Source organism: Pseudoalteromonas sp. Angola-4 (assembly GCF_028599265.1).
Lineage (GTDB): Bacteria > Pseudomonadota > Gammaproteobacteria > Enterobacterales > Alteromonadaceae > Pseudoalteromonas > Pseudoalteromonas atlantica.
In genome coordinates this window covers 20495-45660 of record NZ_JAQREK010000024.1, presented here as the reverse complement: position 1 = coordinate 45660, position 25166 = coordinate 20495, and the positions used below count along the sequence as shown (strand labels likewise).

General features: G+C 40.6%; 21 protein-coding genes. 15 read left to right on the top strand and 6 right to left on the bottom strand.

The genetic code is table 11. From position 1 onward, the window contains the following. Nucleotides 1-1164: 1164 nt before the first annotated feature. Complete coding sequence (gene yejK, locus PSH48_RS19060) at nucleotides 1165-2175, bottom strand: nucleoid-associated protein YejK (RefSeq protein WP_273612125.1); 1011 nt, start codon at nucleotides 2173-2175, stop codon at nucleotides 1165-1167. A 62-nt stretch (nucleotides 2176-2237) separates the two neighbouring features. Between yejK and PSH48_RS19055 the strand changes: the two genes are divergently transcribed. The 6 genes from PSH48_RS19055 (at nucleotide 2238) to PSH48_RS19030 (ending at nucleotide 8006) form a co-directional block, all read left to right on the top strand. Further along, nucleotides 2238-2450, top strand: coding sequence for a DUF1414 domain-containing protein (locus PSH48_RS19055; protein ID WP_004588923.1), 213 nt, complete (start codon nucleotides 2238-2240; stop codon nucleotides 2448-2450). Between the two features lie 5 nt (nucleotides 2451-2455). Then, nucleotides 2456-3952, top strand: a complete 1497-nt coding sequence (locus tag PSH48_RS19050; protein WP_273612124.1) for a DUF3413 domain-containing protein — start codon at nucleotides 2456-2458, stop codon at nucleotides 3950-3952. A gap of 82 nt (nucleotides 3953-4034) precedes the next feature. Beyond that, entirely contained in the window at nucleotides 4035-4514 is a 480-nt protein-coding gene (locus tag PSH48_RS19045; RefSeq protein ID WP_029772054.1) for a hypothetical protein, read from the top strand. Between the two features lie 200 nt (nucleotides 4515-4714). Continuing rightward, a complete protein-coding gene (gene aceK, locus PSH48_RS19040) occupies nucleotides 4715-6433 on the top strand; it encodes a bifunctional isocitrate dehydrogenase kinase/phosphatase (protein WP_273612123.1) in 1719 nt (572 codons plus the stop codon). A 17-nt stretch (nucleotides 6434-6450) separates the two neighbouring features. Then, complete coding sequence (locus tag PSH48_RS19035; RefSeq protein WP_024032602.1) at nucleotides 6451-7389, top strand: LysR family transcriptional regulator; 939 nt, start codon at nucleotides 6451-6453, stop codon at nucleotides 7387-7389. Nucleotides 7390-7562: 173 nt separating this feature from the next. Further along, complete coding sequence (locus PSH48_RS19030) at nucleotides 7563-8006, top strand: ferritin-like domain-containing protein (RefSeq protein WP_004588918.1); 444 nt, start codon at nucleotides 7563-7565, stop codon at nucleotides 8004-8006. Nucleotides 8007-8310: 304 nt separating this feature from the next. On the opposite strand, the gene PSH48_RS19025 is transcribed toward PSH48_RS19030, so the two are convergent. Genes PSH48_RS19025 through PSH48_RS19015 form a run of 3 tightly spaced genes read right to left on the bottom strand, consistent with a single transcriptional unit; the run spans nucleotide 8311 to nucleotide 13006 of the window. Beyond that, the gene (locus PSH48_RS19025) at nucleotides 8311-11346 is read right to left on the bottom strand and encodes a TonB-dependent receptor plug domain-containing protein (protein WP_273612122.1); all 3036 of its coding nucleotides are present in this window, start codon (nucleotides 11344-11346) and stop codon (nucleotides 8311-8313) included. Between the two features lie 8 nt (nucleotides 11347-11354). After that, entirely contained in the window at nucleotides 11355-12434 is a 1080-nt protein-coding gene (locus PSH48_RS19020; RefSeq protein WP_004588916.1) for a FecR family protein, read from the bottom strand. Further along, nucleotides 12431-13006, bottom strand: coding sequence for an RNA polymerase sigma factor (locus PSH48_RS19015; RefSeq protein WP_004588915.1), 576 nt, complete (start codon nucleotides 13004-13006; stop codon nucleotides 12431-12433). Before PSH48_RS19015 ends, PSH48_RS19020 begins: the two co-directional genes overlap by 4 nt. A gap of 119 nt (nucleotides 13007-13125) precedes the next feature. Between PSH48_RS19015 and PSH48_RS19010 the strand changes: the two genes are divergently transcribed. After that, a complete protein-coding gene (locus PSH48_RS19010) occupies nucleotides 13126-13641 on the top strand; it encodes a DUF2937 family protein (RefSeq protein ID WP_062373676.1) in 516 nt (171 codons plus the stop codon). On the opposite strand, the gene PSH48_RS19005 is transcribed toward PSH48_RS19010, so the two are convergent. Beyond that, nucleotides 13621-14508: a LysR family transcriptional regulator gene (locus PSH48_RS19005; RefSeq protein ID WP_024032599.1), complete on the bottom strand. Its 888-nt coding sequence runs from the start codon at nucleotides 14506-14508 to the stop codon at nucleotides 13621-13623. The genes PSH48_RS19010 and PSH48_RS19005 overlap by 21 nt on opposite strands. 120 nt (nucleotides 14509-14628) lie before the next feature. Here PSH48_RS19005 and PSH48_RS19000 point away from each other — a divergent pair, with 120 nt between their 5' ends. The 8 genes from PSH48_RS19000 to PSH48_RS18965 all read left to right on the top strand — a co-directional run bounded on the left by PSH48_RS19000 (nucleotide 14629) and on the right by PSH48_RS18965 (nucleotide 23669). Further along, entirely contained in the window at nucleotides 14629-15279 is a 651-nt protein-coding gene (locus PSH48_RS19000) for a peroxiredoxin-like family protein (protein WP_273612121.1), read from the top strand. Beyond that, nucleotides 15279-16046, top strand: coding sequence for a haloacid dehalogenase type II (locus tag PSH48_RS18995; protein ID WP_062373678.1), 768 nt, complete (start codon nucleotides 15279-15281; stop codon nucleotides 16044-16046). The genes PSH48_RS19000 and PSH48_RS18995 overlap by 1 nt, the downstream gene beginning before the upstream one ends. A gap of 381 nt (nucleotides 16047-16427) precedes the next feature. Continuing rightward, the gene (locus PSH48_RS18990; RefSeq protein WP_273612120.1) at nucleotides 16428-17036 is read left to right on the top strand and encodes a PilZ domain-containing protein; all 609 of its coding nucleotides are present in this window, start codon (nucleotides 16428-16430) and stop codon (nucleotides 17034-17036) included. Nucleotides 17037-17093: 57 nt separating this feature from the next. Next, nucleotides 17094-18149 carry an agmatine deiminase family protein gene (locus tag PSH48_RS18985; RefSeq protein ID WP_062373681.1) on the top strand — a complete coding sequence of 352 codons (1056 nt, stop codon included), beginning with the start codon at nucleotides 17094-17096 and terminating at the stop codon, nucleotides 18147-18149. Continuing rightward, a complete protein-coding gene (locus PSH48_RS18980; RefSeq protein WP_273612119.1) occupies nucleotides 18146-19039 on the top strand; it encodes a carbon-nitrogen hydrolase in 894 nt (297 codons plus the stop codon). Before PSH48_RS18985 ends, PSH48_RS18980 begins: the two co-directional genes overlap by 4 nt. Before the next feature lie 51 nt (nucleotides 19040-19090). After that, a complete protein-coding gene (mfd, locus tag PSH48_RS18975; protein WP_138686074.1) occupies nucleotides 19091-22564 on the top strand; it encodes a transcription-repair coupling factor in 3474 nt (1157 codons plus the stop codon). Next, on the top strand, nucleotides 22564-23400 hold the full coding sequence (locus PSH48_RS18970; RefSeq protein WP_064386480.1) for a peptidoglycan binding protein CsiV: 837 nt from the start codon (nucleotides 22564-22566) through the stop codon (nucleotides 23398-23400). Before mfd ends, PSH48_RS18970 begins: the two co-directional genes overlap by 1 nt. A 17-nt stretch (nucleotides 23401-23417) precedes the next feature. Beyond that, entirely contained in the window at nucleotides 23418-23669 is a 252-nt protein-coding gene (locus tag PSH48_RS18965) for a hypothetical protein (RefSeq protein WP_004588905.1), read from the top strand. Between the two features lie 66 nt (nucleotides 23670-23735). Here the strand turns inward: PSH48_RS18965 and PSH48_RS18960 are convergent, their stop codons facing one another. Beyond that, nucleotides 23736-25088, bottom strand: a complete 1353-nt coding sequence (locus PSH48_RS18960) for a hypothetical protein (protein WP_024032591.1) — start codon at nucleotides 25086-25088, stop codon at nucleotides 23736-23738. Nucleotides 25089-25166 lie beyond the last annotated feature (78 nt).

Here is a 25166-nt window from a genome sequence, read left to right as displayed (position 1 = left end):
CTAATTTGAAAGAGCTAATAAACAATAGCTTGTATTTTCTCATTTACTCCTCTTTCACTTCTCTTTGTGCAATAGATCTTTAAGTGGTTTTAATAGCCAGCAGAACTTTAACACCGTGAATAATATTAAATTGTAGACGCACAACTTGTTGGCGTGACGGGCAAAGCCCTTAATAAACGCATATTCACAAAGAGGATAAGAGACGCTGCGCTTTTAGAGTGAGTAATAAAGCTAAACAAGCTAATTTGAAAGAGCTAATAAACAATAGCTTGTATTTTCTCATTTACTCCTCTTTCACTTCTCTTTGTGCAATAGATCTTTAAGTGGTTTTAATAGCCAGCAGAACTTTAACACCGTGAATAATATTTACTTGTAGACGCACAACTTGTTGGCGTGACGGGCAAAGCCTGTAATAAACGCATATTCACAAAGAGGATAAGAGACGCTGCGCTTTTAAAAAAATGAAAAAATAATTGTTTGAATTGGTGTTGTGTTCTCATTTTCTTCTCATTCACTTCTCTTTGTGCAATAGATTTTTATTTGCAAAAATAAATAGCAGCGTTGCTTTTCGCCTAAGGAAGCTTTATAGCTCCAGCCGAAATTTAACACCGTGAATAATATTAACTTGTAGACGCACAACTTGTTGGCGTGACGGGCAAAGCCCGTAATAAACGCATATTCACAAAGAGGATATGAGACGCTGCGCTTTTAGAGAAGGAATGAAAAAATAATTGTTTAAATTGGTGTTGTTTTCTCATTTTATTCTCATTCACTTCTCTTTGTGCAATAGATTTTTATTAGCAAATAATAAACAGCTGCGTTGCTTCTCGCGCAAGCAAGCTTTGCGCCTACAGCCTAAATTTAGCATCGTGGCTATTTTTACTTGTAAACGCAAAACTTGTTGGCGTGCCGGGCAAAGCCCGTAATAAACGCATATTCACAAAGAGGATAAGAGACGCTGCGCTTTTAGAGTGAGTAATAAAGCTAAACAAGCTAATTTGAAAGAGCTCAGCTATTAAACAATAGCTTGTATTTTCTCACTTACTCCTCTTTCACTTCTCTTTGTGCAATAGACTTTTAAGTGGCTTTATTACCTGGCAAAAATAAAAAAGCGCGATATAAATATCACGCTCTTAAATCAGCTTTTATCTAGATCAAATGAGTTTACTCACTTTCCATAAAGCGCTGTAACTGATCTTTTAAGTTTGGTGGAATGCCTTTAATGACCAGTGTATCGGTCGCTTCATTGTAAGTTACGCGCTCACCTAAATGTTTACGCTCAAAACTAACACTAACACCGCCCCCTAAACCCGAAAACTTAACCATACTGGTCACTGTTTTTTTATCGACCGGGAAAGAGTCTTCTAAATCGTAACTTTGTTCTTTGCAAAAGTTATCAAACGGACTATCGTCACCTTTCGTTAGCGTAGCCGAGAGCTCAGTAACGCTTGCATCTTCACCCGTGGTCACACAATCGTTACAGTAATCAAATACTTGCTTACGTAACTCGTCTTTTTCTGATTTATCGAATGATTGCTCCGATAAATAGTCTTCAACGGCATTAAGCATCACTTGGCTTTGTTGTTTAGGGTCTATGCCCTCTTCACAACCTAAAAAGTCTAAGAAAAAGTCTGCTACTTTTCGCCCTGCTCGCCCTTTAATAAAAGAGATATAGCGATTGTCCTCAGCTTGAGTATCCCACGCGGTTAAATCGATACGTGCAGCTAGTTGCATGCGCGATATATCTAAGTGGCGCGACGCTGCTAAATCAAGCTCAGAGGTCATGCTGTAGTGCTCTTTAATATTGATCATAGCTATTAGCATGTAATCAGTAGCCACATACTGATAATGACAAAATACTAAGTAGCCTGTTTCGCTAAAGGCATATTTATCTAACTCTTCTTTTAAAACAGTGGATGCCTGTTCGGTCATGTGCCAAAAGCCTAACTCGTCATTACGATAGCTTTGCATTGCCGAGGCTACAACACTGTTTTTATCGCCACTAAATGCACAGTAACCTTTACCTGGCTTTGAGTTGTATGCATGATGAAGTTGTTCGATAAAAACAGCGACTTTATCGTTTATCACCATTTCATCGTTTCGTAGGTGAATTTGCGTATCGTCGTCTTTTTTGTCTACATAATGAACGACTAATTTTTTAACGTCTGTTGTCATCTTTGTTTTTCACGCCTCTGGTGTTAAAATACGAGAATATAACTCTTTTATTGAACCAACTGATGCCAATCTTATCAAAATACTCTAATGAAGAAGTAGAACAAATCGTCGATCAGCTCATTGATGTGCTAACGCAACACAATGCGCCGGTTGATTTAAGCCTTATGTGTTTAGGAAATTCTATCACGCATATCCTAAAAGAGCATGTACCTGCAGGGAAAAGACAAGCCGTAACTGAGAACTTTGCAAAAGCACTTGCTCAGTCGGTTAAATAAATTATATGAATTTATCGCAGCACAATCAGTTTTCGTCAAAAGCGAGTCAGTTATTAAGTTGGGGCCACTGGTTCACTTTTGCAAATATTGGTTTAGCGCTTTTTATTAGCCTAAGCTTTTTATTTGCAGATTCACCGCCAACTAGCTTTATGGGTATTACCTATATGTTAGTGACGTGGTTAAGCCATACGAGCTTTATCGCTTTTTTAGCATTTGTGCTGACGGTATTTCCTTTAAGTTTAGTGTTTCCCTACCCTCGACATATTCGAGGTATGGCTGCCGTTATTGCTACGCTTGGGGCGTCTATTTTAACGCTTGATGCGTATGTATACGTTAATTTGGGCTACCATTTAAGCTCTTCTGCGCTACCGGAAATCATTTCCTTACTGTGGCATCGTCTAACTAGCTCGCCTGCCCTTACTACGTTGTTAGCCGGGGGCATTGTTTTACTCATTTTAGGCTTCCAGTTAGTTGTAAGTAACTATACATGGCAGCACTTAGCGCGTTTAAAACAACTTAAGTTTGCCCGTTTTGCCAGCTCGTTTTTAGTGTTGTGCTTTGCACTTAGCCACAGTATTCACATTTGGGCAGATGCAAATTTAAAGTTTGATATAACGAAGCAAGATAACGTTTTACCGCTGTCGTACCCTACGACCGCTAAAAGCTTATTAGCAAAAAATGATTTGCTCGACATTGAAAGCTATAAACAAGCTCACAATGTAAGAATTAATAACCAAAATATTAATTACCAAATACCTGCGCCAATGCAAAAATGTGAAGATTACACTGCGCAGCAAGTCGATATTTTTGTATTTGATAGCAACGAGCAGTTAAAACGCTTTGTTGCTAAGCATAAAAACCTATATAAAACTGATCAGTTTTTACAGCCAACACACCATGGCGATAGCTTGTTTAGTTTAGTGTATGGCTTACCTTCTTTTTATAAGATGGCTATTTTATCAGAGCAAACCTTACCTGCGTGGCAAAGTCAGCGCAGAAGCATAGAGCTTGCTGGAATTGAAAAGCTAAGCTTTATAAACGATCAAGCGCATTCAAACAGCGCAATTAAAATCATTAAAGGTGAAGATAATCCGTCTCCTCGCAGTGACGACACCCATATTTTTGCGTTTAGCTTAGCTAATAATAGCTCGGAAGTAGTTACATCATCGGTGTTATACAGTTCAGATAAGCGAATAGCCAAGGTAGATGGACTTATTCAACCCAGTGATATTATTGCAACCAGTGTAGGCCAGTACTTAAACTGTAAGTCTGTGGTTAAACAAACCATGCTAGGTGAAAACCTGTATAAGAAAAAAACGGACACTGGCGTTAATTACTCGCAAGGCGTAGTTATTGCTTACAAAAAAGATAGAATTACGCTAATAGATTCAGACGGTAACTATAAAAATATATCTGCCGCTGAAGGTTTTTCTATTGAGCAAAGCCTCGATATCCCGTTTTTAGTACAAAGTATTAAAAAGCTAAAAACCTACACACAATAGCCCTATCCCTTAACCTAGCTTGCTATAACACCAAGCTAGGTTATATTTACTAAATCATAGTAAATGCTCAGGGATGAAATTAATGCAAAAACACACACTTTTTTTATGCGCAGTAATGGTATGCCCACTTTCTCTGCATGCGCAAAATGCTACAACTTACTATAAATGCGTGACAAAAAACGGCACTATCTTTTCGCAATTCCCTTGTAACGATAACGCTACCGCCTACACAATTAATACTGTATCGGGAATTAATACTGCTCCGGCGCAAGATTACACAAAAGAGCTAAACGCATTAGAGCGCGAACGGATTGTGCTTGACCTGCAAGCTGAGCTGAGAAGTAATACTAATAAATTAGCGATTATAAAACGTAAAAAAGACCGCGCAGAATACAACCAACAACAGCGCCTCAACCGTATTTTAGATGACGAGGACAAAAAGTTAATTAGCAAAGATATTACCAAGCAATTAAAAATAATAAATAAAGATCATAAAAAGCAAACCACCGAAATTGAGAAGCGCATTAAAAAGTTAGAGAAAAAAATAGCTTCCTACCAATAACTTAGCTTTTGCCATCACACTCAATTATGCTTTAAGCTAAAAGTATAAAAACTGAGAATATTTATCTTGGTTTTAAACTTAAAATAACATAACCTTAACAACTATAGAGTTAAAGCTCTAACGTGTATAACACTACAGCAGCACTAACATTTATAAATGCTGTACTAAAATCGTTATATACACTTTTTTAAGGAGTGTTTATGCAGCCACGCCACATAGCTGAATTAATTTTAACGGGTTTTAAAAAGCATTATCAGCTGTTTCAAAAAACCACCGCCCAAGCCCCGCTTGCCTTTGCAAAGCGCGATTGGCAGCAAATTAATGAAATTAGTAAACTGCGTATTAGTTACTACGATGACAGAGTAAACGAAACCACTAAAGCATTAAAACAAGCACAGTTAACTGAGCAATTAAATGAGCAACTTTGGCTTGAAGTAAAAATACTGTACCAACGCTTTTTATGCTTTCATCCTCAAGCTGAACTTGCCGAAACATTTTATAACTCAGTATTTTGCCGTTTGTACCACAGACGCTATTTTCATAACGACTTTATATTTGTACAAGCCACATTAAAAGATGCCCCAGCCATTCCTGTTGAGGCAGAGTACCGCAGCTACTTTCCAGTGGTGGATGGTTTAAAGCCCACAATAAAGCGTATTATTGAGCATTTTGATTTTAAAGCCCCGTTTGTAAATTTAGAGCGGGATATACGTTTGCTCGTAAAGGCATTTTACAAACAAGCGCCCGACACTCACCACCAGCCTTGGCAAATGCGCTTTGATATTTTGCACGCGCCTTTTTATCGTAACAAAGCAGCTTACATAGTCGGCCGTGTGGTCTCTCAAAGCGGTGTGCAGCCTTTTATTATTGCGGTACTACACCATGAAGATAAAGGCTTATACCTCGATGCGCTATTAACTAAATCATCGCAAATGCGGGTTATTTTTGGCTTTGCACGGGCTTATTTTATGGTTGAAACCCATGCGCCCTCAGCCATGGTGCGATTTTTAAATCAACTTATGCCTAATAAAACACTCGCTGAGCTTTATAATGCCATTGGGTTTCATAAACAAGGTAAGACAGAGTTTTACCGTGAATTTTTACATCACTTGTCTCACTCAGACGATAACTTTATTATAGCGCCAGGCACCCCAGGCATGGTGATGATGGTATTTACGCTGCCCTCTTTTGGCTATGTATTTAAAGTAATTAAAGATAAGTTTGGCGAAAGCAAACCGTTTGGCCGCGATACCGTGCTTAAACGCTATCAGCTGGTAAAAAGCCATGATCGGGTTGGTCGCATGGCCGACACCATAGAATACTCTAACGTCGTATTTCCTTTGGCACGCTTTGATAGTAATTTACTGGCACAGCTACATAAAACCATTGGCTCATCTATGGTAATTGAAGGCCCGTGGCTTATTATCAAGCATTTATATATTGAAAGGCGCATGACACCGCTTAATTTATTTTTAGAAAACGCCAGCGAAGAAAGTGCTGCCGATGCAATAGAAGAGTACGGCCAAGCACTTAAAGAAATGATTGCGGTAAATATATTCCCAGGCGATATGCTGCTTAAAAACTTTGGGGTAAGCAAACACAAGCGCATTATTTTTTACGACTACGATGAGGTTCAATACCTAACAGATATGAACTTTAGGGCCTTACCTAAGGCCAAAAGCTATGATGATTACTTAACTGATGAACAAAGTTACTCAGTTGCGCCACAAGATGTTTTTCCTGAGCAACTTTGTACCTTTGTTATGCCAAACCCAAAGTACAAACAGTTTTTACTCAGTACACACCCCGAGCTTGTTGATGTTAGTTTTTGGAAGCAAGCTCAGCAAAATATAAAAAAGGGTCATGTTAGTCACATATACCCATACCCGACAGCACAACGCTTTATTCATCACTGGTAAGCGTTAAAGGACACACAATGAACATAAGTAAAATAGATTTAAATTTGCTGGTTTACCTCGACACCCTATTACGTGAGTGTAACGTAACCCGCGCCGCTAACCAGTTAAGTATTACTCAACCCGCTATGAGTAACGGCCTTAAGCGTTTAAGAAACTTGTTTAACGATCCAATTTTGGTACGTACCAGTGAAGGTATGGTCCCTACAGAGCGTGCTATAGAGCTGCAACCGGTTATTCGCGGTATATTAATGACCCTAGAAGAAACCCTCGCACCTAATCGCGAATTTGAAGCCAGCCAAAGTAAACGTGTATTTAGAATAATGGCCAGTGACTATGCAGCCAGTACATTAGCGCCAAAGCTTTTAAGTAAACTTCATGAAGAAGCGCCCGATACAACCCTAGATATACTGACGCCTAGTGATGTAACGTTTCATGATGTTGAAAATGGTAAAGTGGATATGGCAATTAACCGCTTTGAAAACCTTCCGCAATCTTTTCATCATAAACGCATATGGAAAGACAGCTTTTGCTGCTTAGTAAAAGCCGACAACCCAATTATCGAAAACTTTAGCCTAGACAGCTATTTAAAAGCCCGCCACATATGGGTAAGTAAAACCGGCTTTGGGGTTGGCGTAGGAATGGACCCTAAAGATGTACAAAAGCTAGGTTGGGTAGATGAAGCACTTGCCCATTTTGGTAAACACCGAAATATTGCCACGTTTACCCGTAATTACCATGTAGCCATTCATTTGGCAAAAGAGCAAAATTTAGTGGCGACCTTACCTTCAAAGGCTGCCAATATTTACTTAGATGATGCAGGCCTTAAAATTTTAGAACCTCCATTTCCTATACCGCCTTTTGAGCTAGATATGATTTGGAGCCCTTTACTGCATCGCGATGCAAGCCATATTTGGTTACGCCAAAAAGTAGCCGAAGTGGCGGATGAGCTTAAATAACCTTATTACAAAAGCTATGTAAAATTTGCGAGGTTGTTTTATTTTAAATAGCCTTACTGCTTGCTAAATAAAAAAATGACTAATAATTACAATAACTTAAAAATTAAAATTAAATTGGAATGGCCTTTGCTTTAGTTACTATGAAACTTAAATTCATGTAAAGAGAGGTCATTATGAATACCCATCAAGGAACAGAAGCAACTCATATTACTGACATCATCCAAGTAATGAACAGTGGCATTGATTTTTATCAAAAAGCGCAAGAGAAAGTTGAAGACCCAGCCATTGGCGCATTATTTCAACGCATGATTGACGCACGAAAAGTAAGTGTTGAGCGCTTACAACCTTATGCTGTTAACGAAAAAGGTGAGCGTGAAGACGGCTCTTCTTTTGCTGTAGAAGCACGCAGAGCTTACACAGCCCTACTCACTTCGTTTAGTTCTCATAACGATAAAACATACGTTAAAGAGCTTGAAGAGGTAGAAGATAAAACCCTTGAAGAAATTAAAGCAGCGATGGATAAACCACAGCCAGCCGACTGTGAAGCAGCCTTAGCGAAAACCTTGCTAACGATGCAAAGCTGCCACACCGAAATGAGCCGTATGCAAAAGCATTAATTTTCAATTGCATATATTTGAAACCCAGCCTAGCCGCTGGGTTTTTTATTATTACAACGTCCAGTTTAAACCCTGCTATGTATAACCAAGTCCAAAATGCCTCATTTAGTATTATCAAAGCCATACAGGGGGTATACCAATCCGAAATAATGTTTAATTAAGCGAATTGGTATACTTTAACGCTGAGGTAAGGCGTTGCACAATAAAATAAATCGCGGTTTACAGATAAATACGGAAAAGGCTAAATACAAAAAAAGGGCCTTACGGCCCTTTGAACTTAAATAACATAAGGGAGTGTTATTTATTAAAAACGGTATTCTGCGCCTACATAGTAATAAGCACCATTAAAGCCAAATGGCGCTGAACGGCGAGAGTATTCAAATACCCCATCGCTGCTTACAATCGTATTGCCATTTGAATCTACAATTGTGCCCGAGCGTGAGTTACCAATGGTGTTTTTATCTGGGTACACGTCAAATAAGTTATTTGCACCAATATTTACAGATAAATCTTCAGTCACGAAGTAGTTAACTTTAACGTCAGTTAAAATTTCTGCACCGTAGGTTTGGCGCCCGCCATCTTCTACTGTGTATTCACCAAAGCGGTTAAGTGAAAGGTTTACAGTCCAATCACCACGCTGGTAAAGCGCACTTAAGTTGATGCGATCTTCTGGTTGCCACTCTTCAATAATTGAAATTTCTTGATCAGAGAAAACATCTTCAACCGGTACGGTTTCAAGCCCTGAGCCCGATGGCGTAAATAACGATACCACCTCAGTTTCAGTAAAGTTAGCTGCTAAAGTAAAATCAAGCGTGCCACCTAATCCCTCGGTATTCCAAGTAGCTACAAAATCAATACCCGAAGTTTCGGTATCTGCACCATTTAAGAAAAACTGTCCTGCACCTGCGCCTGAGCTGATTAATGCAGCATCTAGGCTTGAAGAAAGCCCTTTGCCTAAACGATTACTAATTACTATGCGGTCGTCAATATCAATTGAGTAGTAATCCACAGTAACATTAATGTTATCCGTTACGTTGTAGACAATACCTAAGCTGCGGTTTTGCGATTTTTCTTCTTTAAGCTTTGGAATACCTAAACTTTGTGCAAGGGTTGAATCGTTTCTGAATGTACCTACTTCTTCAGCAACTAATGAGCCGTCTTCAGCCACAACAAATTGTGTGCTGATATTGTTAAAATACAATTGCTGCATTGATGGCGCTCTAAAGCCTGAGCTTAATGCACCACGCAGTGACACATCATCAGTAATTGCCCAGTTACCCGCAAGCTTAAAGTTTACCGTGTCGCCAAAGCCTTTGTAATTATCGTAACGCAGTGCGCCTGATAAAATGACATCTTCAATTAGGTAGGTTTCTGCATCAAGGTAAAACGAAATTACATCGCGTGACTCATCAACCGATGATGCCGGCGAAGAACCACCAAAACCTTGCGTACCGCCAGAGGCATCTTCAGAGCCTACACCGCCACTTAAACCACTATAAATACTTACCCCATCAAGGGTGTCGTAATCACGATAAGCATATTCGCTACCCTCTAAAATACGGTATTCATCGGTACGAATTTCTGCACCCATAGCCAATGAGTAGTCATCAAAGTTTTGTGTAAAATCTATATTAATGGTTTGCAGTGATAACTCCATGCCATAGGCATAGGCTTCACGCGGAATAGTACTACGAATATCAGCGGCACTTAAACCTTGCTCGTAACGTAAAAAGTTAGCGTACGAGGCATTGATTGTGTCACTTGTTGTGTAATCAATGCTGTTTTCACCGTAGGTGTACGATACATCTAAACTTGCATCGTTATCAAAGTCGGTTTTGTAACCAAAGTTGTAAGAAATATCATCAATTGTGGTATTAATTTTAGGTAAAAAGCCTAACGGGATAGTTGCGTCGTTATCTTGCAAAACAGGGTTACCGCCCGCATTTGCATTATGGCGGAAAAACGCTGCTGATTCGTTATCGCGCGTTGAATAAGTAATAAAGCCATACAGCTCGCCATCACCTAACTCATACCCTGTATTGACGGTTAAGCCAAATTGTTGTGAGTCGGCATCACCAATACGAAAAGTGTCTCTGTCGGCGATCAGTTCACGCGGATCGCCTGCCAGTAAAGTACCGTCGCTAAGCTCTGTACATCCATAAAACTGACACGAGCCGTGCAAACCTGCGCGGTTAGTAGGCGAGCGGTCGCGGTAATTAAGTGTTGCATTTAAGTAGCCGCTATCACCTAGGGCAAATCCTTTATTAAAATCAACGTTTACTGTTTCGCCATCACCCTCTGAGTATTGGCCGTAATTAATCGCTGCTTTGCCGCCTTCGCTGCCATCTTTTAGTACAATATTAATTACACCGGCAATTGCATCTGAGCCGTATTGCGCTGCTGCACCGTCTCGTAAAACTTCTATACGTTTAATAGCTGAGGCTGGAATAGCATTCATATCGGTACCTGCGGTACCACGCCCTACTGAGGTATTGATATGAATAATACTTGCCTGATGGCGGCGCTTACCATTAATAAGCACAAGTGTTTGGTCAGGCCCTAAACCACGCAGTGTTGCAGGTCGTAAGGCATCAGTGCCGTCACTGATTGACGAGCTTGAAAAGTTAAATGAAGGTGCAATAGATTGCAACATACGGCCAACTTCGGTTTGGCCTGTGTTTTCAAGTGCTTCAGCACTTAAAATATCAACGGGTACGGGTAAATCTTCTACTGAGCGCCCTGCTACGCGGCTACCTACAATAGCTATTTTTTCTATTTTCTCTTGTGCAACATCCTCTGCTGCATTCACACCGTGTGAATTTGCTGCAAGCAATGCTGGTAATACAGCTGCACTAACCCCTGAAAGCTTCATCATGTTGTTATCTTTCCTATTGATTTGTTTGAGTTTTATACTCAGTAAACCATTTTGATCAACAACCGCATCGAGCTCAGTCCCACTTAATAATGCTTGCAGTGCATCTAATTGGGTATAAAAACCATAAACCGAATTTGCTTGGTAATTTTTTGCCAACTCATAAGAAAACACCACGGTTTGCTCTGTTTGTTTAGCAAATTCTATTAAGGCTTTGTCTGCTCGCTGCGCTTGTATATCAAATTGCACCATTTGCCCAGTGGTCTGTGTTGCCCCTTGCACACTCAAGCTAAAAATAGCCGGAGCAAGTACACTTAAACCACTAAATAAATGCGTTTGGTTACTGCGCAATTTATATAAACAGCTGACAAACAAAATTCCTCTATAGTTTTTTTTCTTTTTTTTAAACTTTTTTTTACTAATAACATTTAAAGATGCAACTTCACCTAACATTTGTTTGATATGCATAACATTTCTTATGATTTAGTTTGCTGTGTTAGGCTCACCATATGTTCACCTAAACGCTCATGCTCAATTGCAAAGTTAGTCTGTAAACTCTCAAGTAGCCCCTCAACATCGCCAGCTTTAAATACACCCGCTACTTTTATATTGGCAAGCTCATCGCTTGAAAGCTCAAAACGCGTAGAGGTGTAACGGCTCACTTCATTTAATGCATCACTTAAATGCTCGCCATTAAAAATTAACATGCCATTTTGCCACGCTAAATCACGCTGTACGTCATCCACAGAAAGCTGCGTGATAGGTTTAGTAATGCTTTGCTCTATAATTGCTTTTTCGCCAGAGATAACAATATTGGCATTGATTTTACGTACTTTTTTAGCGTTATTATCAGCCAGTTGGTAGTCTTTAAAATCGTTGGCACTTACCGCAACACTTGGGTCGGTGATCATCACTTTACCTTCGGTTACAACCAGCTCTAAATCAGAAGAGGTATTGCGTTGTACATTAAATACAGTACCAAGTGCCGTAAAGCTCTTATCGCCAGCCATCACACTAAATGGGCGCGATGCATCTTTTGCTACATTAAAACGCCCTTCCCCCTTACTCAGTAATAACTGACGACGCCCTTTGCTATAAGCTACCTCTAATAGGCTATTCGTGTTTAATTGCACTATGGTGCCGTCGGGTAAAACATACGTGGCTTGTTCGCCCACCTTCGTTGTATAAATTTTGGTGTAATTTATTTTAGCCAGCTCTTCGTTGTAGCCGTTTTCAAGGTTAATTAATAAGTAACTACACACCATTAATGCTGCAAATAAGCTCGCGGCAATGGCACTAGAAAACGCCCATCTTTTTTTCTGGGGTTGTTTTACACTTCGATGCGGAAATAAACTGCTTAACTCGTTTAATACGGCCAATTCATCCCATAGCTGCGCAAGTTCGTAGACGGCATCTTGATGGGCGGTACTTTGCATCATCCAAAGCTTAAATTGCTCTTTTTCAATTTCGCTTAAGCCCCTATCAATTGCGCTGATCCATTGGCAGGCTTTTTCTAAAATTAAATCTTTTGATGTAAATTGATGAACATTACTCATTTCGCTGCCCTCTCAATTGATAGAGCCGAATTGCAAGCAGAATTATGTGCCGCAGATTGGTTATGATTTTGTTCATGTTCTTTCATGTATAACATGGTTTGTAATAAACCTTTGGCAATGTGTTTTTCTACTGTGCTTTCACTTAATTGCATGTGCTGGGCGATTTCTTTTTGGCTCATACCGTACACTTTTTTAAATATAAAACATTTACGGATAGAAGAATTTAGTTGATCCGTTGCTCTGCAAAAAAGTAAAAAACGCTCTTTTGAGGTGTATTCATCCTCAAGTTGTGAGGATTTAAGCAGCGGGGGTAATTCTGCGTCGTGCTCTAACGAGTCATTAAACTTGTTATCCCACTTGGCTATATGATTAAGCGCTAAGTGCTTTGCAGTTTTAAGCATGTAACTGCGTCTAAACTGAATATCTTGTTTTAAATCAGCTTCGTAGCTTTTAATAAAGGTTTCTTGCACAATGTCTTCTACGTCATCGGGCTGTACAATACGCGACACAAAGCGTTTTAACTGCTTAGTGATATCAACAAACGTTGATGTCATATTTACTTTGGTAGTCATCCTTAACATAGGCCTATTGTTATTTTTATTACCGATAGATTACGAGTTTTTGGCATAAAAACAAGCGCAAATGTTAATTTAGCGTTGTTTAGGTGGGTTTTGAGTAAACAGGAGATCAAATGAGTAAATTATTAGATTACATAAGGCTCAGTTTTTTTGCAGCAGGTTTACTATTAGGGGTACAAATACCAGCCTTTGTAAGCGACTTTGGGCACGCTTTAGATGCACATTTAATTGAAGCGAATAACGCATTAGCCCCGTTTAAAAAAGATGCTCAAAACTACTTTAACAACGATTTAAACAAGTTAATTGCCCACTATGAAAATATTGGGGATGATATTGTGGGTAAGGGGGCTACCCATATTAAAAACCTCAATAATCGCCAGCACTCTTTACAAGCGGCAGTTAATAACTTTAACCAATCGCCCTATTTATTTACTTTAACCAGCGACTTTCTCACTATTAAAAAGCAAGTATGGCAACGCTTTGAAGGGCAAATAGTGTTAAAAAAAGACTCCATAATAGCAGCGCTTGTTAGCGCCATTATTATTGCTATTTTTGCTGAGTTTATTGGCTTTGTAACCTTATTCATTATTAAGCGCGGGTATTACCGCTTATTCATAGCTGGCAAATAAAGACTTCATAAACTCATAAAACACCTCGGTTTTACGGGTTGTTAAGCTATTTTGAGGCCGTAAAAACCACACCGGCGCGTCGCTTTGGGCCATTACATTGGGCATCACCTCTACTAAGTTTCCGGCACTTAGCTCATCGTTAATCGCAATTTTAGATTTAATGGCTATGCCATGTCCGGCAAGGGCTGCTTGCGTCATGTTATCGGAATTAGAAATCGTAAAGCGCGTTTTGGCATTAAAGGTGTGTATTTTATTATTTTCATCATACAGTTTTAACTGCCTTTGCCAGGGTAAACACACCCAATAGTGCGTGCTCAGTTCGCTTAGTGTACAAGGCATACCATGCTTTTTTATATAACTTGGCGCTGCACATAAAATACGGGAGTTGTTGACAATTTTACGAGAGAGCAGGCCAGAATCGGTTAATTGCCCTACTCTAATTGCCACATCTTGTGCATCATCGACCACATTGACAAAATGATCAGTAATTAAAAAGTCGAGCTTTAGTTGCGGGTATTGGGTTTCAAACTCGGTCAACTTAGGCATAACATACTTTGAAAACACCCACGGTGGCATAGTCACACGTAATAACCCGCTCACCGAAGAGCTTCGTGCGCCAATGCTGTGCTCTGCATCGTGCAAGGCTTCTATAATAGCCCCTACGCGATGATAAAATAGCTCACCGGCGGGCGATAACCTTACTCGTCTACTGTCTCTAAACACTAACACGGTTGAAAGCTCGCGCTCGAGCTTGCTTAGCCTGTGGCTTACTGTTGCCGGCGACAAACGTTGCTCACGCGCAGCTGCAAGCACCCCTTTATTTTCTACTACGGCAATAAATGTTTCTAGGTCACTTAAATTATACATACATTTGGCTAGGCAGTTTTTAGTATTTAATATTTTCGAATGAAGCTTTCAGTTTTGCAATATATATTTAAATAACTAAAACACCCATAATCGCCATACAGTTATATTCGAGATTTAATAATGAGTTTAAAAGCACAGATTGATGCCTATAACGTGCAAAAAGAAGCGAAGCTACCTGGCGATGTATTAGCCCTTATAGCGCAGACAAATGAAGAGCTCATTGCTCAGCATATAAAAGATAATGCGCTACAGGTAGGCGCTAAAGTAAGCAATTTCAGCTTAAACAATCATAGCGCTGAGCAAGTTGAGCTCGCTGATTTATTAAATAATGGCCCGGTAATAATTAGCTTTTATCGTGGTAACTGGTGTCCATATTGTAATTTAGAGCTAAAAGCACTTAATAATCACTTACCCGAATTTAAAACCCACAATGCGCAGTTAGTTGCGATATCACCACAATTACCCGACGAGACGTTGTCTAGCGCACAAAAAAATGCCCTTGAATTCGATGTGCTTTCAGATATTAATAACAAGGTAGCAGAGCAATTTGGTTTACTGTTTACTTTAGACGAGCGTATTGTGGCGCTTTATAGCCAGTTTGGTATTGATTTTGAAAAGTACTACGGCAATAAAAGTTTTAAATTACCTTTACCAGCAACCTATATAATTAACCAAAAAGGCATAATTACGTATGCCTTTTTAAACGAAGACTATACCCTACGCGCAGAGCCTACTGATGTATTGGCCGCCCTTGAATCGGAGCAACACTAATGTCTATTTTAAAATCGTTAAAAACCATTACCCTATCACTACTTGTTGGTACTAGCCTTGCCTCTGGCTACGCTATGGCTGAGGAGCCACAGGCACAAGTGAAACCTAAAGTACTTATTTTTGATGTAAACGAAACCTTGTTAGATTTAACCTCCATGCGCACCTCTATTGGTAAAGCGCTTGGCGGGCGTGAGGATTTATTACCACTTTGGTTTTCGACCATGTTGCATCATTCACTCGTTGATACTGTAAGTGGCAATTACCACGATTTTGGTCAAATTGGCGTTGCGTCGCTGCGCATGGTTGCCAAAAATAACAACATAGCCATTACGAATGAACAAGCAAAAACAGCCATTGTCACCCCGCTTTTAACCCTACCTCCTCACAAAGATGTGAAAGAAGGACTGGCAAAACTCAAAGCACAGGGCTATAAGTTAGTAAGTCTGACAAATTCTTCAAACAAAGGTGTTAAAGCCCAGTTTGAGAGCGCTGGATTAATGTCGTTCTTTGATGCGCGTTACAGCATTGAAGATATTAAAATTTATAAACCAGACTTACGTGCCTATGAGTGGGTGTTAACAAAATTAAATGTAAAAGCAAATGAAGCAATGATGGTAGCGGCGCACGGTTGGGATGTAGCAGGTGCTAAAGAAGCCGGGTTACAAACAACCTTTATCGCCCGCCCAGGTAAAACACTTTACCCACTGGCAAAAAAACCAGACCACGTTGTGAAAGATTTACATGAATTAGCCGCTCTACTTAAATAAGCACTCCCAGCGCTAATTAATCAATACCCAAGCGGCCGATGTTAGGATGACATTGGCCGCTTTTTTATTAGGGCGTGTTGATTTTTGATAGTTAAATTTGCAGCAGTGTGGTTGGTTTTTAGGCAAGGCAGAGCCTATCAAGTGTGGTTATTCCACATAAATAGGCGAAACGCAGGAGCAGTTATCGAGCCCACTAGTTTACAAACCTCACGCCGCGATTTAAACGCCCTTAGATTGAACAAATTTCAATCCGCAAAGTTCAACACGCCCTAATCAACATTCTTAAAAACTGGCTTATAAACAAACCATTTAGCATTTTTATCTGCTAGCAATTTACTCCCCACAACGCTACTATTTAATGAATACGCAGTGGAGATAATTATGAACAGTCAAAGATTAAGCGAATTTGAAGAATACTTTCAAATAAGTGAAAGCATTCGAGTAAACTTATTTGCTGTAGAAAATCAGTTAGTGCCGCAATCTCAACTCGCGCTTGAAGACGACATACCTCCGCTATTTAAGCTAGCTAACGAAGTCAGTGAGCTTGAACAGGCCTCTTTAAGACCCCTTAGAAACCTAGGCGATTTAGCACAAGAGCTGGCGGCTTTTTTACAAGCACAGTCGCGTAAAATCGATTTAATAATGAGCCACATTTTAGCCTCAGAGCAAGCTCAAGATAACGCCATACAGTGCGATAGCTACGGCGGAGGCGGTATTCGCTTTACTTCGCCTGATGTATACGCAATAGGCCAAGCATTTAGAACAAAGCTATTTTTGCACCACGAAGCCTCAGCCGTTTACTGTTATACAGAAGTTGTGGCCGTTGAAAAACAAGACAGCGAACATTACCAATACACATTACTGTTTACTGCAATAAGAACCACAGACCAAGAATTAGTTGTCAGAGCCAGCTTACATGCACAAACACGCCAGCTAAAAAAACGCCAAGAACTCGAGCAAATTGACGATGATTCTAGCAGCGATAAATAGCTGACATATGCATGTAAAATGCTAAACTAGCGCCACCGTAATTTGTATCAAAACTTCATGAACTTTAGACTTTTACCTGAATGGGCTGAGCAAGACGCCGTTATGCTTACCTGGCCCCATGCACAGACCGACTGGGCTGATACGCTTGAACGCGTAGAGCCTGTTTATGTTGAACTTGCAACGCATATCACAGCCGTGCAGCAGCTTGTTATTGTTGCCCATAACACGGCGCTTAAAAGCCACATTACTGCCTTGCTAACAAAAGCGAATATAAACTTAAGCCACGTGCACTTTGTTGTTACACCAACAAACGATACCTGGGCACGGGATCACGGCCCTATTACCTGCGCAAATATTAACGACGCTCGCCAACTTAAAATTTACGACTTTATCTTTAATGGCTGGGGTAATAAGTTCGAAAGTGCCCTCGATAATAAAATTAACGCAGTACTGGTAAACCAGCTAAGTAATCCAAACACTGATTACCAAGCCCTGAATGTGGTACTTGAAGGTGGCGGCATTGAAATTAACGAACACGGTGTGTTGCTTACAACCAGCGAATGTTTACTGAATAAAAATCGCAACCCCGATTTATCATCAGGCGATATTGAGTCAATTTTAACAACACATTTAGGCGCAACTGACTTTTTATGGGTAGATCATGGCTACTTAGCCGGTGACGATACCGACAGCCATATCGACACACTGGTACGTTTTGCCCCCAATAATACACTTGTGTATGTTAAGTGCGATGCTAAAGAAGATGAGCACTTTAACGAATTAGATGCGATGGAAAAGCAACTGCAAAGCTTTAAAACGCAAAATAATACCCCATATACGTTAATTGATTTGCCGTGGCCAAAACCAGTGTTTGATGATGACAACACCCGTTTACCGGCAACGTACGCAAACTACTTGATTATCAATAATACGGTTTTAGTCCCGACGTATAACGATGACAACGACGCACTGGCGCTAGCGCAAGTTCAAAAAGCATACCCAGCGCACACTATTATTGGCGTTAATTGCCTACCTATTATTGAACAATTTGGTAGTTTACATTGCATTACCATGCAATTACCTCGTGGATTTTTAGCTGGAGCAGCACAATGACAAGCCCTGCAAAATTAACCGTTGCCTTAGTGCAACAAACTAACAGTGATAACGCCTGCCAAAATATGGCAAAGTCGATTGCTGGCATTCGTGATGCTGCTAAAAAAGGCGCACAGCTTGTGGTTTTGCAAGAGCTGCATCGTAGTCTGTATTTTTGCCAAACAGAAGATGTTGATGTATTTGACCTAGCCGAAACAATTCCGGGTCCAAGCACAAATACACTGGGCGAGCTTGCTAAAGAGCTCGGCATCGTTATTGTGGCTTCACTGTTTGAAAAACGTGCCACTGGGCTTTATCACAATACCGCGGTGGTACTTGAAAAAGACGGCACCATTGCGGGTAAATACCGTAAAATGCACATTCCTGATGACCCGGGCTTTTACGAAAAATTTTACTTTACCCCAGGCGATTTAGGCTTTGAGCCAATTCAAACCTCAGTAGGTAAATTAGGTGTATTAGTATGCTGGGATCAATGGTTCCCTGAAGCGGCCCGTTTAATGGCGATGGCTGGCGCAGAGGTATTAATTTACCCAACTGCAATTGGCTGGGACCCACGTGATGATAACGCAGAGCAAACACGCCAAAAAGACGCATGGGTAATAAGCCAGCGTGCGCATGCGGTTGCGAACGGCGTACCCGTTATTAGCTGTAACCGTGTAGGGTACGAAAACGACCCTAGCGGACAAAGCGAAGGTATACAATTTTGGGGTAACTCGTTTATTGCAGGCCCACAGGGCGAAATGCTCTCAGAGGCGAACAATACCGATGAGCAAATTTTAGTAGTAGAACTTGATCAAAAAGCCTCTGAAAACGTAAGACGTATATGGCCGTACTTACGCGACCGCAGAATTGATCACTATCAAGACTTAACAAAAATTTACCGAGACTAAATAACTGCATGGCGTTTGTGAGCAAACGCCAACTAAAAAATGGAGCACTAAATGGCGTTTGAGCAATGGGCAGCCTTGCCGTGGGTAAAATCTCAAAAAGATAAAATTCAATGGGGGCAGCTAACTGGCAGTGCACTAAGTATAGCCATTGCAGAAGGTGTAAAACAGCAAAACGATTTAGTGCTTATTGTTACGCCAGATACGCCAAGCGCATTGCGACTTGAAACCGAGCTCGAATACTTATTGCCAGATAACCCGGTAATGGTATTTCCTGATTGGGAAACCTTGCCGTATGACCATTTTTCTCCGCACCAAGATATTATTTCAGCGCGCTTAGCCACTTTAAACACTTTAAAAAACGAGCAGCAAAGCGTACTTATAGTGCCTGTATCTACGTTAATGCTACGTACTGCGCCCGCTTCGTTTATTTATGGCTCTACCCTTAATTTTAAAGTAGGCGATAAACTCGACACCCATAACCTGCGCAGTAATTTAGAACAAGCAGGATATTTAAACGTACAACAAGTAATGGAGCACGGTGAATACGCAATACGTGGCTCTATTGTTGATTTGTACCCAATGGGCAGTGTGCACCCATTTAGGCTCGACTTTTTTGACGATGAACTCGACTCTATTCGTTTATTTGACGTAGAAACCCAGCGCTCAGATGAAAAAGTAGATAAAATTGAGTTACTTCCCGCGCATGAATTTCCAACCAACGAAGCAGACGTTGAGCGTTTTAGAATAAATTATCGCGACAAATTTGGGGCCAGCTCAGAGCAAGACTCTGTTTACATGCAAGTAAGCAAAGGTACTTGGCCTGCCGGTATTGAATACTACATGCCGCTGTTTTTTGAAAAGCTTGCCACCATTTTTGATTACTTGCCAAACACCACTACGGTTATGCAACTAGGTGATTTAGAACACGCCGCAGATACCTTTTGGCACGATGTAAACGTACGCTACGAAAACCGTAAAGTAGATCCCCTGCGTCCACTACTGGCGCCCAGCGAGTTGTATCAACCTATTAATGAGTTGTTTTCTAATTTAGGTGAATTTGCACGAATACGTTTATCGCAAGCTAAATTACCCACTAAAGCAGGCAATAAAAACTTAAATGTGAGCGAGCTGCCCGCAGTACGAATCGATCATAAACAACACGAACCCTACGGCGCATTTATTAACTATGTGGCAGAGCAAAAAAAGAAAAAAAGCCGTATTTTATTAAGTGTTGAGTCTGATGGTCGCCGCGAGTCTCTTTTAAGCGTGCTTAAGCCAAGCGGCTTAAAGTTTAAAGAATTTGAAAGCTTACAGCAATTTACACAAAGCCAAAGCGATGTAGGCTTAATTGTAAGCCCTCTTGAGCAAAGTGTTGTACTGGGCACAAAACCTAGCCTTTCTATTATTACCGAGCAAGAGCTGTTAGGTATTAAAGTGTCGCAACGCAGGCGCCGTAAACATAAATACGAAGCAAGCCAAGATGCGTTAATTCGTAACTTAGCTGAGCTTAAAGAGGGCCAGCCAATTGTGCACCTTGATCACGGTGTTGGTCGCTATCAAGGCCTGCAAACAATTGACGCGGCAGGTGTAATCACTGAGTTTGTTACCATAACCTATGCCGGTGAAGCAAAATTGTATGTGCCGGTATCGGCACTGCATATGCTAAGCCGTTATTCGGGCGGTGAAGAAGCAAGCGCCCCGCTTCACAAACTTGGCTCAGATGCCTGGGAGAAAGCCAAAAAGCGTGCCGCCGAAAAAGTACGCGACGTAGCCGCCGAACTATTAGATATTTACGCACAGCGCCAAGCAAAACCAGGTAATAAATTTGCACTCGATGGGCAAAGCTATCGCCAATTTAGCGACAGCTTTCCATTTGAAGAAACTGACGATCAGCGTAATGCTATTGAAGCCGTACTTGGTGATATGCAATCAAAACTTGCTATGGACCGTTTAGTGTGTGGTGATGTAGGCTTTGGTAAAACAGAAGTGGCTATGCGCGCCGCGTTTGTAGCGGTTAACGATAACAAACAAGTAGCCGTATTAGTACCAACCACCCTGCTGGCTCAGCAACATTACGAAAACTTTAAAGACCGCTTTGCCGATTTCCCTATCGAAGTGGGAGTGTTGTCGCGCTTTAATTCAACTAAAGAGCAAAAAGACACGCTTGAAAAAATGGCAGACGGTAAACTTGATATCGTTATTGGAACACATAAGTTAATTCAGCAAGATATTAAATTTAACGACTTAGGTTTACTAATTGTTGATGAAGAGCACCGCTTTGGTGTGCGCCAAAAAGAAAAAATAAAGTCATTACGTGCTGATGTAGATATATTAACGCTTACTGCAACGCCTATTCCGCGTACTTTAAATATGGCGATGAGCGGCATGCGTGATTTATCTATTATTGCCACCCCACCTGCTAAGCGTTTAGCGGTTAAAACCTTTGTACGCCAACGCGACAGCGACTTAATACGCGAAGCCATACTGCGTGAAATTAAACGCGGCGGCCAAGTGTATTTTTTGCATAACAATGTTGAGACTATTGAGCGGGTCTCGCAAGAGATCAGCGAATGGGTGCCAGAGGCTAGTGTCACCTCTGCTCATGGGCAAATGCGCGAGCAAGAGCTTGAGCAAATAATGACAGACTTTTATCATCAAAAATACAATGTACTGGTATGTACCACCATTATCGAAACCGGTATTGATGTGCCTACTGCTAATACTATTATAATGGACAGAGCCGATAAACTTGGCCTTGCGCAATTACACCAATTACGCGGTCGTGTTGGGCGAAGCCACCACCAAGCGTATGCTTATTTATTAACCGGCGATGCTAAAGCACTTTCTAAAGATGCCACCAAACGCTTACAAGCAATTGAGTCGTTGGAAGATTTAGGCGCAGGTTTTGCCCTTGCTACACATGATTTAGAAATACGTGGTGCGGGTGAGCTATTAGGCGACGATCAATCAGGGCAAATGCAAACTATTGGCTTTAGCTTGTATATGGAAATGCTAGAGCAAGCGGTTAATGCCCTTAAAAATGGTAAAGAGCCAACGCTTGAAAACCTGCTTCAGCAGCAAACTGAAGTTGATTTAAAACTCCCTGCCTTACTACCTGATGATTACATACACGATGTTAATGCGCGTTTAGGTATGTACAAGCGCATTGCAAGTTGTGCTAACCTTGCCGATATGGACGAATTACAAGTAGAGCTAATAGACCGCTTTGGTTTATTACCTGATGCCACTAAAAACCTATTTAGTATGCAGCAACTAAAAATGCGTGCTAGCGATTTAGGAATTACAAAAATAGAGGCAAACCCTAAAGGGGGCTACTTTGAATTTAGCCAAAATACGAAGGTTAATCCTAGCTTCATCATAGGCTTGATACAAAGTGCACCCCATGTGTACAAAATGGATGGCGCAAATAAATTGCGCTTTGCAATTAATGAGGTAAACCCTCGTGAACGCTTAAAAATGGTCACTGCAATGATTGCAGATTTCGAAAAAAAGGTTAGCCATTAATGTTGCTAAAAAAATCGCTTATCGTGTTATGTTGCTTATTTAGCAGCACCGCATTTGCAGAACGTTGGTTTGAAGTAGAAGTGCTGGTATTTAAACAGCGCCCTGCCCCCTATTTACAAGAAGACTTTAGCTTAAAGCACGAGCCCATTAAGGCGAAAAATACGTTAGAGCTACTCACCCCTTTATACACAGAGCAAGCTATGCAGGCATGTATAGATGGCGATAGTCGCTTTCAAAAACGCTCGTTTACCGATTCTTTAGTTAATGCCAACCCACAATCGGGTGTGTGTGATAACAGTATCGACTTTATGAAAAGTTACGACGAGTTGCCCGTTACGCCATTAGCACCGGCACAAGATACGATGGATGAGCCCTATTTACTCGCACCTGAGCAATTACAATTTACTGCCCAGCGCCGCGCTTTAGACAGAAAAGGTTTAGCCCCGCTACTGCATACTGGCTGGCGCTTTGAAGGGGCAAGTAAATCGCGTGCGCCAAGCGTACATTTAATTTCTGGGGATCATATAAAACGCGACGTTAACACTACGCCTAATTATTCAAATCCCGACTTTATTAGCTTAGTACAAAGTAAGCCACAGCTATTTGATACCTCAGAGCAGCCCCTAAGCTATTGGGAGCTAGATGGTTTATTTAAAATACATTTACGCCACTACCTTTACATAACCGCTGATTTTGACGTAAACGAAAAACTACCTAATGGGGATATAGAATCGGCCCGCTTTTCACAATTTAAACGTGTAATTAGTGGTGAAATCCATTACTTTGATCATCCTCGTATGGGCATGATTGTACAAATACGAAAGTATAAACACTAAATCAATAGGACATAACAATGAAAAAACTCCTGATCATCGCAGCAACGCTAAGCCTGGCAGCTTGTTCAAAAGTAAGCCTAGAAAACTACGAAAAAATTGAAGTTGGCATGGATAAAGCCGAAGTAGAAGCTATTTTAGGCTCTGCTGATAACTGCGTAGAAAAAACCCTACATACTAATTGTGTATGGGGTGATGAGTCTAAAAACATTGAAATAACACTCGTTTCAGACAAGGTAACTATTTATTCTAAGCACGGTATTACACAGTAATACTGCGCTAAATTGGGTAAATTTACATGACACTAAGGGATAGCCGTTGCTATCCCTTTTTATTTTCTATTTTTTAGAGTAAATAAGTTCAATATTAACTATTTTACTGCGATTGAGGGTTATTTTGTAACGCTGGTACAAAGTTCTTTCCTCGTCTTTTAATACCATCACCAAATTTAACTGGTAGCGCCTTTCAACCGCTTGCTTTGATATTTTATTACCATCTAGATGATACAGCTTGCCCTCGCCGCGTTTTAAATACCGTGCAAAAGGCGCCAAATTAAAACGCATACTTTGCTGTAGAGTATCGTAGCCTGGTAAAAACTCTTTGGCAGAAACACGTGTTTCACTGGCAAAATGCAGCCACTGCGCGGCTAGCTTATTTTGCTGACGCCTTTTTGAAAATATTGTTTTTACTTCACTAGGGATTTTTTTAAAACGCATGTACTCAAGCCACACAAACTGACTTGCAACGCGGTCTTTAGTGATGCTGTTTTTAAATACAAACCGCCATTTAGGACGCCCGCGCACAATAGCGCGCCAAATTACCCGTGTAATGTCTTCTTTAAATATTTCACGCAAGCCGTAAATAACCCCTAATATTAAAATAAGGGTAGCGGTAACTTCGGTAAAGGTTGAGCGCGCGTTAAGTATAACCACCATTACAAATGCCATAATGACAGCTGTAACCGTGCCTTTTACTAAACGCTTTAAGTAACTATTTAAATAACGCGTATTGCGATGCAAAATAACGCCGTGCTCTATAAGGCGCTGCAGTAAACGCATTTTATTTGTAATGCGGTTACCATCTTGCAACGTGGTTTCTGAGTTGTAATTTTGCTCAAACCGGTATGTATTTTCGTTTTTACAAAATTGCAGTAAGTCGTTGCGCTCTTTCGCAAAGTCACTGCTGCGCGGGCCTTCATCTAATAGCTTTAAAAACGACTGCTCAACATGCCAACTTAAATAGTTATCGGCATTGGTGTAAAACGGCACCAGCTTTTCATCATCGGGGGTATATCTGCGCAGCTTTTTTAGCAGCCCTTCACTTTGCTCAAACAGCTCTTGTGCACGGGCATAAAAAGCATCCACTTCTTGAATTTTTAATGCATCTTTAATATCAGCATCGAGCGCTAAACGCACCTGATAACAGTACAAATTAAGGTTTTGGCGGTAATCTTGTTGCTCACCTTTATTTTTACTAACAAAGCGGCTACGCACTAAGGGTAAGTGTATGTTTTTAGCGTTATAAGCTAAGTGCGATTTAAAGTGGTTATTAAAATAAGATTCTTCACTGAGGGTTTGCACGTTTATACCCATTTCATTGGGGATAGAAAAATACAGGTCGATACGCTGCTCAGAGCGAGGGGATAACTCTGGTTCTATGACAAAAGATAAATTTTCGTCTTGTTTTATCAAACAACTCTCCTTTTATTGAGTGTATAAGTGTACTGGTCTCCTTAATTTTGTTCAATAAAAAAGGCCCAGTAAACACTG

What these genes read in the sequence shown, in the direction of transcription:
- yejK (WP_273612125.1), bottom strand. Translation starts at nt 2,175, where the DNA reads ATGACAACAGACGTTAAAAAATTAGTCGTTCATTATGTAGACAAAAAA.
- PSH48_RS19055 (WP_004588923.1), top strand. Translation starts at nt 2,238, where the DNA reads ATGCCAATCTTATCAAAATACTCTAATGAAGAAGTAGAACAAATCGTC.
- PSH48_RS19050 (WP_273612124.1), top strand. Translation starts at nt 2,456, where the DNA reads ATGAATTTATCGCAGCACAATCAGTTTTCGTCAAAAGCGAGTCAGTTA.
- PSH48_RS19045 (WP_029772054.1), top strand. Translation starts at nt 4,035, where the DNA reads ATGCAAAAACACACACTTTTTTTATGCGCAGTAATGGTATGCCCACTT.
- aceK (WP_273612123.1), top strand. Translation starts at nt 4,715, where the DNA reads ATGCAGCCACGCCACATAGCTGAATTAATTTTAACGGGTTTTAAAAAG.
- PSH48_RS19035 (WP_024032602.1), top strand. Translation starts at nt 6,451, where the DNA reads ATGAACATAAGTAAAATAGATTTAAATTTGCTGGTTTACCTCGACACC.
- PSH48_RS19030 (WP_004588918.1), top strand. Translation starts at nt 7,563, where the DNA reads ATGAATACCCATCAAGGAACAGAAGCAACTCATATTACTGACATCATC.
- PSH48_RS19025 (WP_273612122.1), bottom strand. Translation starts at nt 11,346, where the DNA reads ATGCATATCAAACAAATGTTAGGTGAAGTTGCATCTTTAAATGTTATT.
- PSH48_RS19020 (WP_004588916.1), bottom strand. Translation starts at nt 12,434, where the DNA reads ATGAGTAATGTTCATCAATTTACATCAAAAGATTTAATTTTAGAAAAA.
- PSH48_RS19015 (WP_004588915.1), bottom strand. Translation starts at nt 13,006, where the DNA reads ATGACTACCAAAGTAAATATGACATCAACGTTTGTTGATATCACTAAG.
- PSH48_RS19010 (WP_062373676.1), top strand. Translation starts at nt 13,126, where the DNA reads ATGAGTAAATTATTAGATTACATAAGGCTCAGTTTTTTTGCAGCAGGT.
- PSH48_RS19005 (WP_024032599.1), bottom strand. Translation starts at nt 14,508, where the DNA reads ATGTATAATTTAAGTGACCTAGAAACATTTATTGCCGTAGTAGAAAAT.
- PSH48_RS19000 (WP_273612121.1), top strand. Translation starts at nt 14,629, where the DNA reads ATGAGTTTAAAAGCACAGATTGATGCCTATAACGTGCAAAAAGAAGCG.
- PSH48_RS18995 (WP_062373678.1), top strand. Translation starts at nt 15,279, where the DNA reads ATGTCTATTTTAAAATCGTTAAAAACCATTACCCTATCACTACTTGTT.
- PSH48_RS18990 (WP_273612120.1), top strand. Translation starts at nt 16,428, where the DNA reads ATGAACAGTCAAAGATTAAGCGAATTTGAAGAATACTTTCAAATAAGT.
- PSH48_RS18985 (WP_062373681.1), top strand. Translation starts at nt 17,094, where the DNA reads ATGAACTTTAGACTTTTACCTGAATGGGCTGAGCAAGACGCCGTTATG.
- PSH48_RS18980 (WP_273612119.1), top strand. Translation starts at nt 18,146, where the DNA reads ATGACAAGCCCTGCAAAATTAACCGTTGCCTTAGTGCAACAAACTAAC.
- mfd (WP_138686074.1), top strand. Translation starts at nt 19,091, where the DNA reads ATGGCGTTTGAGCAATGGGCAGCCTTGCCGTGGGTAAAATCTCAAAAA.
- PSH48_RS18970 (WP_064386480.1), top strand. Translation starts at nt 22,564, where the DNA reads ATGTTGCTAAAAAAATCGCTTATCGTGTTATGTTGCTTATTTAGCAGC.
- PSH48_RS18965 (WP_004588905.1), top strand. Translation starts at nt 23,418, where the DNA reads ATGAAAAAACTCCTGATCATCGCAGCAACGCTAAGCCTGGCAGCTTGT.